Source organism: Bradyrhizobium sp. S3.12.5 (genome assembly GCF_040548225.1).
In the GTDB taxonomy this organism is placed as follows: Bacteria; Pseudomonadota; Alphaproteobacteria; order Rhizobiales; family Xanthobacteraceae; genus Bradyrhizobium; species Bradyrhizobium cytisi.
Window position 1 is genome coordinate 44,737 of record NZ_JBEPRF010000039.1, and the last position, 7,266, is coordinate 52,002.

At 63.7% G+C, this 7,266-nt stretch carries 6 protein-coding genes; 4 read left to right on the forward strand and 2 right to left on the reverse strand.

Annotation, left to right across the window (positions count from 1 at the left end; all coding sequences use genetic code 11):
• The first annotated feature begins 6 nt into the window (after positions 1 to 6).
• Positions 7 to 1,551: a peroxidase family protein gene (locus tag ABIC09_RS36040; RefSeq protein ID WP_354112232.1), complete on the forward strand. Its 1,545-nt coding sequence runs from the start codon at positions 7 to 9 to the stop codon at positions 1,549 to 1,551.
• 365 nt (positions 1,552 to 1,916) lie between these two features.
• Complete coding sequence (locus tag ABIC09_RS36045) at positions 1,917 to 3,233, forward strand: YncE family protein (protein ID WP_354112233.1); 1,317 nt, start codon at positions 1,917 to 1,919, stop codon at positions 3,231 to 3,233.
• Between the two features lie 87 nt (positions 3,234 to 3,320).
• Here ABIC09_RS36045 and ABIC09_RS36050 read toward each other — a convergent pair whose 3' ends face one another.
• Positions 3,321 to 3,839, reverse strand: coding sequence for a hypothetical protein (locus ABIC09_RS36050; protein WP_354112234.1), 519 nt, complete (start codon positions 3,837 to 3,839; stop codon positions 3,321 to 3,323).
• Between the two features lie 43 nt (positions 3,840 to 3,882).
• The gene (locus ABIC09_RS36055) at positions 3,883 to 5,430 is read right to left on the reverse strand and encodes an acetolactate synthase large subunit (protein WP_354112235.1); all 1,548 of its coding nucleotides are present in this window, start codon (positions 5,428 to 5,430) and stop codon (positions 3,883 to 3,885) included.
• Between the two features lie 252 nt (positions 5,431 to 5,682).
• Between ABIC09_RS36055 and ABIC09_RS36060 the strand changes: the two genes are divergently transcribed.
• Together ABIC09_RS36060 and ABIC09_RS36065 are read left to right on the forward strand one after the other, a co-directional pair.
• Positions 5,683 to 6,258, forward strand: a complete 576-nt coding sequence (locus tag ABIC09_RS36060; protein WP_148755709.1) for a L,D-transpeptidase — start codon at positions 5,683 to 5,685, stop codon at positions 6,256 to 6,258.
• A gap of 85 nt (positions 6,259 to 6,343) precedes the next feature.
• On the forward strand, positions 6,344 to 7,159 hold the full coding sequence (locus tag ABIC09_RS36065) for a DUF2927 domain-containing protein (protein WP_354112236.1): 816 nt from the start codon (positions 6,344 to 6,346) through the stop codon (positions 7,157 to 7,159).
• Positions 7,160 to 7,266 lie beyond the last annotated feature (107 nt).

The following is a 7,266-nucleotide window of genomic DNA, read 5'->3' on the forward strand; positions in this document are numbered from 1 at the left end:
TACTTTATGAGCAGTCGTCACGCCATTACGCCGCGCGGTCTCAACGCCACCCGTTCGCCGCTGTCACAAGGCCGCTTCGGCCGCATGTTCCGCAATCTGACGCCGGCGAAATTCGGCCCGAGCGAGGCCGACAACATCGCAAATCTCGCGGCGCTCGCCGACAACATGGTCGGCGATTTCGACCCTCCCAAAGACGGCCCCGATGCCGAGGAGAGCGGAATTCCCGCGCTCTACACTTATTTCGGCCAGTTCATCGATCACGACATCACCTTCGATCCCGTGAGCTCGCTGACCAAGCAGCAGGATCCGGACGGGCTCGTCGATTTCCGCACGCCGGCGCTCGATCTCGACAATCTCTACGGCCGCGGTCCGAACGACCAGCCCTACATGTACGACAGCAGCGGCAAGTTTCTGCTCGGCGAAACCTTGACCGGCACCGGCGTGTCCAACGCCAGCGACCTGCCGCGCTTCAAGGGCCGCGCATTGATCGGCGATCCCCGCAACGACGAGAACAGCATCGTCTCGCAGTTTCAGGGACTGATGCTGCGCTTCCACAACCGCATGGTCGACGACAATGAGGGGCTGTCCTTCGAGGCCGTGCAGCAGCGCGTGCGCTTCCACTATCAATACGTCGTGCTGAACGACTTCCTGCCGCGCATCGTCAATGCCGGCGTGCTGAACGATCTCAGGACCGGCGGCCATTACGACCGCAGCAGGCTCGCCTACTATCACTGGAAGAATTTTCCATTCATGCCGGTCGAGTTTTCGGTCGCAGCCTACCGGCTCGGCCACTCGATGATCCGGCCCGGCTATCGGCTGAACGACGCCGACAACATGCTGCTGCAGATCTTCCCCGATCCCAACAACCCCGACAACAATGCGCTGACCGGCTTCCGCGCCATGGGTCCGGGACGCGCCATCGACTGGGGGCGGTTCATCGACATCGACACGCGCGCCTATGGCGTCGAGGACGACAGCACCAATCCGGACAACAAGCGGCGGCTCCAACTCGCCTACCGCATCGACACCTCGTTGGTCGATCCGCTGCGCAAGCTGCCGCCGGAGGTCGCCTCCAATCCGTCATCGCTGGCGCTTCGCAATCTCGAACGCAGCTGGCGGCTCGGGCTGCCTTCGGGCCAGGCGGTGGCCAGGGCGATGCACCTGACGCCGCTGACCGACGAGCAGATCGTCATCGGCCGGGCCGTCGACAACCCCGACCCGACCGGCGATCCGCAGGTTCCGATCTCCTCGATTGCGAACGGCGTATTCAAGGGCAACTGCCCGCTCTGGACCTACATCCTCGCAGAAGCGCGCCAGTTCTCGACCCCGGTCACGATCACTGCCACCGGCGCGCCGGCGAGCGGCATCAACACACCGCAACTCGGTCCGGTCGGCGGACGTGTCGTCGCCGAAGTCTTCCTCGGCCTGATGTTCGGCGACGCCTCCTCGATGCTGTCACTCGACCCGAACTGGGCGCCGGTGACCGGCCCCGATTTCCGGCTGAGGGATCTCGTGACCTACGCGCTGGGCCAGGGCGCTGCGCTGCATTGAGCTGGTGACGGTTGACGACGCGAAGGCCGCTCGCATCGCGCGGGCGGCTTTGTGTGGTTCATCGCTCCCCGACGGGGAGAGGTGAATCGAGTCCCGAGCGCATCGCTTCAACCAAAACTCATCCGTCTCCAGCGCGTGGACTCACAAGCGCGTCGCGTCCGGTGTGCGCTCAGAGGGCGACATTGAAACCGACATGCCGCCATATCGGCCTTGTCACAACAACGGATTCACGCAGGCGCCCTGCCGGCATCACAGCTCCAAAACACCGCGCCCGACATAAACCTTTGGTTGAACTTTCATCCAGAAAGGAGAAGGGTATCCGGGAGCCGAGAGAACCGGCTCGAAACAAACAAGGGAGCGAAGCAATGCTTGGACACCGAACATTGTTGTGCACCGCTGTCAGCATCATCGTGGCAGTGATGTTTGCAACCGACGCATTCTCGATGGAGGGTCAGGGAAGGGACGGGGCGGTCCGTTTGCTGACGACCGTTCCCATCCCTGGAACGAAGGCGAACATGACCGGCGGCAACATGTACGTGTTCGACATCAGCTTCGTCGATCAGACGACGCAGACGTATTATCTTGCCGATCGCTCCAACGCCGTCGTCGATGTCGTCGATGCAAGAACAAACGCGCTGATTTCGCAGATAAGTGCCAAGCCGGCGTTCAAGGGCTTTACCGGCGACAACGGCACCTCCGGGCCCAACGGAGTGGTTGCGGCGTTTCCGTGGCTCTTCGTGACCGACGCCAACAGCCGCGTGGTCTCGATCAATCTCAGGACCGGCAATACAGTGGGCGACGTATCTACCGGCGGCGCACCGGGCCTCCGTGCGGACGAACTGGCATATGACGCCAACGACGGACTGCTGCTTGTCATCAACAACGCCGACACGCCACCCTTTGTGACGTTGATCCACGTCAGCAAGACGACCGGTGCCCTCACGGTCGGAAAGCGAATAACGTTTGACACGTCGCATACCGGGGTCGACGCGACCAATGGTGCCGAACAGCCGGTGTGGGAGCCGGTGACGGGCAAGTTCTATCTGTCGATTCCGCAGGTAGGCCCGAATGCCAAGGATGGGGCCGTCATTCGGATATCACCTGCCGGCACCGTGGAAGTGCAATATCCGATCGAGTTCTGCCAACCGGCAGGCCTTACCGTAGGTCCCAACGTCGATCTGCTCGCTGGCTGCAATACGGTTTTTGATACCGCGGGCAATCTCTGGAATTCGACCAAGAACGTGACGGCGGCGCCGATTCAGGTAATTCTCGACGCCAGGACGGGTGCAATTGACAAGATCGTGCCCGGCGTCGGTGTTGGCGACGAGGTATGGTTCAACAAGGGTGACGGAAACTACTACACGGCCTCCTCGACCAGCCCGTTGCGTCCGACCGAGGTCATCGGCGCACCCCCCCTGACCGCTCAGGGAGCTGCGATACTCGGCGTCATCGATGCGCGCGATAAGACCCTGAAGCAGCTGGTGCCTACCTTCAACGTGCCTGCGGTGACCACGGGCCCGCTCGTTCACGCAGCGAGCACCGCCCATTCGGTTGCTGCCAATGCGGAAAACAATCATGTGTTCGTTCCGCTTGGCGCCAATAATGTGTTTCCCAACTGCTTGACCGGATGCATTGCGGTATACGGAACAGGGGCACGCGCGGACGAAAGAGCCGAGAGATAGCCTTAGAAAGCCAACGATGAGGTCGCGGGTTAGCGCGCCCGCGACCTCTTGCTGGTACGGAATATCTGACGTTTAGGAGTACACGCGCTAATGCGCGCCCGCGAGACCGCTCTCTTTTAACCGCTCCGCGAACCAGAGCGACAGCGGTTGATCGAGAAGGCCGCTGACATAAACCTCCGACATCGTCACGTTGTGCCGGTCCAGCACCAGCAGCACGCCGATCCAATAGGCGAACCAGACATGCGGATCGGTCAGCGCTCTCAGCTTGTGCTGATCGTGCTCCAGCGGCGTGTGATTGCTCGCCTTGCGGATCTCGACGGTGAGCAGATTGTTCGGAATCTCGCGCTGGTGCACGACGACGTCGGGGTAGATCGACTTGCCGAGATGATCGTCGGTCGAGATGATCGTGCCGTGCGGCAGATGCAGCGTGCGCTCGCCGAGCCGGTCATAGTTGCAGTCGACCGCCCAGCCTGAAAACTGCCGCTCGAGATAGACGGCGAAGCGGTGCGTGACGGCACGCTCGCCGATATCCTTCTCGAACAAAAATCCTTCCTGGGCGTAGAAGTCCCGGAGCGCCGCGATCACCTTGTTCAGCTCGGTCTGCATCGTGCCTCCGGGCTCTCGGCGCTCCGTTGTACGTGCGCCTCCCCTACATCTGGACTTCGATCAGCCGCGGCCCCGGCTCGGCGACGGCTTCAGTCAGCGCCTTGTTGAACTCGTCGGCATTGGCGACGGCGCGGCCGGGCACGCCCATGCCCTTTGCCAGTGCGACGAAATCGAGCGTCGGGCGGTCGAGGCGGAGCATGTCGTTGGCGCGCTGGCCGGGTTCGCCGGCGCCGACATTGTCGAACTCGCCGCGCAGGATTTGGTAAATGCGGTTGGCGAAAACGATGGTAACGATGTTGAGATTTTCGCGGGCCTGCGTCCACAGCGACTGGATCGTGTACATCGCGCTGCCGTCGCCGACCATGGTGATGACCTTGCGGTCCGGACAGGCGATCGCGGCGCCGATCGAGAGCGGCGTCGAGAAGCCGATCGAGCCGCCCATGTTCTGGAGCCAGTCGTGCGGCGCGGCGGCCGCCGTCGGCGGGAAGAAGCCGCGGCCGGTGGTCAGCGACTCGTCGACCATGATCGCGTTCTCGGGGATCGCGCATGCGATCGCCTGCGCGATCGAGGCGAAGGTGAGCGCGCCGGTCGGCTTGATCAGCTCAGCCACGGCCTGCGGCTTGACGTCCTTGGCGCTGGCCTTCACCGCGCCAGCCAGCGCTTCGAGCGCTGCGACCGAATTCTCGCCCCATGAGGTCATGCGATGGACGTCGCAGCCCTCCGGCTTGAGCATGCTCGGCTTGTTCGGATAGGCGAAGAACGCCACGGGATCGTCGGACTCGACCAGCACGATGTGACGGAATTTCGCCAGCATCGGCAGCGCGTTCTCGATCACGTAGTGAATGCGGTCGATCGAGTAGCGGCCGCGGCCACGCGCCATTTTCGGGCGGAAGGTCGGGCCCATCACGGTGCACCCGGTCTTGGCCGCGATCCGCTCGGCCAGCGCCAGGCCCTTTGCGCTCAGCGCGCTGCCGGTCATCAGCAGCAGCGTGCCCTCGCCGTCGCCGTGCAGGATCCTTGCGGCCTGCTCGACCGCCTGCGGCGAATAGCCGGCGCGCTGCTGCTCGGCCGGCACCTCGGCGATGCCGTCGGCCTCGTTCCAGGCGGTGTCGGCGGGCAGGATCAGGGTCGCGATCTGCGGCGGGGCGCTCTTGGCGGCGGCGATCGCCGCGGCACCGTCAGCGGCGACCGATTTGGAATCCGGCGAGGTACGGACCCAGGACGACATCGGCCGGGCCAGCCCCTCGATGTCGGAGGTCAGCGGCGCGTTGTAGCCGATGTGGTAGACGGCGTGCTGGCCGACGATGTTGACGATGCCGGAATTGGCCTTCTTGGCGTTGTGCAGGTTGGCAAGGCCATTGGCGAGGCCGGGGCCGAGATGCAGCAGGGTCGAGGCAGGCGTGCCCTTCATGCGGAAATAGCCGTCGGCCGCGCCCGTCACCACGCCTTCGAACAGGCCGAGCACGCAACGCATGCCCGGCACGCGGTCGAGCGCCGCGACAAAATGCATTTCGGAGGTGCCGGGGTTGGTGAAGCAGACGTCCACCCCGCCCTTGACCATCGTCCGCACCAGGCTTTCCGCACCGTTCATTCTGTCTGCTCCCGCAACCGGCTATTCCAGCGATCCATATCCCAAGGATCCATGGGATCAATCATTGTTCGCGGGCCCCGTCAAAGCAAGAGCCGGCGTTGCGGCCCTGCCCCGCACCGGCAAGTTGGCGTGGTTGCCGATTTGCTAACGCCAATCGCAGCAGACGACGTCCCTCACGGCCCCGTGGCTTGCAGAATGCGCGCGAATATGGCCTCTGGCTTTGGTTGAATCGATTTTTTTCTGGGGGAAACAATGATCCGGTTTTTTGCCGCGCAGATCACCGCAATGGCACTCTTGCTGGCTGGCGCGGCCGACGCGTCCGCGGCGGGGATGATCGACTTCACAGGCACCAGCTCCACCGGCTTTCTCGGCGGCGGCTCGAGCCCGATCCCCCGCACCACCGTCATGTATAACGGCAATTATGCCCCCGGCACGGTCGTGATAAACACCGCCGAGCGCCGGCTCTATCTGGTGCTCCAGGACGGCCAGGCGCTGCGCTACGGCATCGGCGTCGGCCGCGACGGCTTCCGCTGGGGCGGTGTGCACAGAATCACCGCCAAGAAGGAATGGCCGGATTGGACGCCGCCCTCGCAGATGATCGCCCGCCGGCCCGACCTGCCGCGCCACATGAAGGGCGGCATCGAGAACCCGCTCGGCGCGCGCGCGATGTATCTGGGATCGACGCTCTACCGCATCCACGGCTCCAACGAGCCGGAGACGATCGGCCAGGCGGTGTCCTCCGGTTGCTTCCGCATGACCAATGACGACGTCACCGACCTCTACGGCCGCGTCGGGGTCGGCACCACCGTGGTCGTGATCAACAACTAGGCCGGCAGCGACTGCAGCCGGAACCCGCGGCGCTTGAATATGCGGACTTGTGCGCAGCCACCGAATACGGCAGCGTTGCGCAACGATGAGCGCATTGGTCCCGCCCTCGGCTGCCCTTCGCTTCGCCCTGCTGGCGTTTGCAGCGCTCACATGTGCGCCTGACATCGCACCCAGGGCGACCGCCGGCGAGCTGCCCGCGATCGCCGCGCGCCAGCGTGCGGAGAAGAAAAGCTTTACCGACGCCGAGATCGTCGACGGCTTTCTGAAGACCGCCTTCGGCGCCGAATACCACCTCGCCGGCCGTGTCGACCGCATCCGCAAGTTCGACGGGCCGGTGCGCGTGTTCGTCGAGAGCGACCGCGCCGACCGCAAGGTGCAGCTCGCGAAGGTCGTGGCCGACATCGGCACCCGCGTGCAGCATCTCGACATCGCGATGACCGCGACCGCAGAGGCGGCGAATGTACGGGTGAAGCTCGTGCGCGACCGCGACCTCAATCGCACCATCGCGAGCTTCTACGGCGCGGAGAAGGCGCGCGAGATCCGCACCTCGCTCGATCCGCAATGCCTGTCCGGCTTCCGCAAGAACGACAATTTCGAGATCGAGCATTCCGACGTCATCCTTACCGTCGACAATGGCGACTTCACCTTTCTCGATTGCGCCTATGAGGAGCTGCTGCAGTCACTCGGCCCCATCAACGACACCGCCAGCGTGCCGTGGACGATGTTCAACGACAATGTGTCGATGGGCTATTTCGACGTCTACGACCAGTACATCCTCAACCTGCTCTACGATCCCCGCATCAAGCCCGGCATGACCGTGCTGGAGGTGAGGTCGGTGCTGCCCGAAGTGCTCGCCGACGTGCGGGCGTGGGTGAAGAGGGTGAACGATCTGAAGGAATGAGGACGGCGCTTTCGTCATTGCGAGCGCAGCGAAGATTCCATGGGGGGTGGATAGCGACCGAGTCTGGAGCCAGACTGGAGTTGCAAAACCACCCAACCTGGAGACAC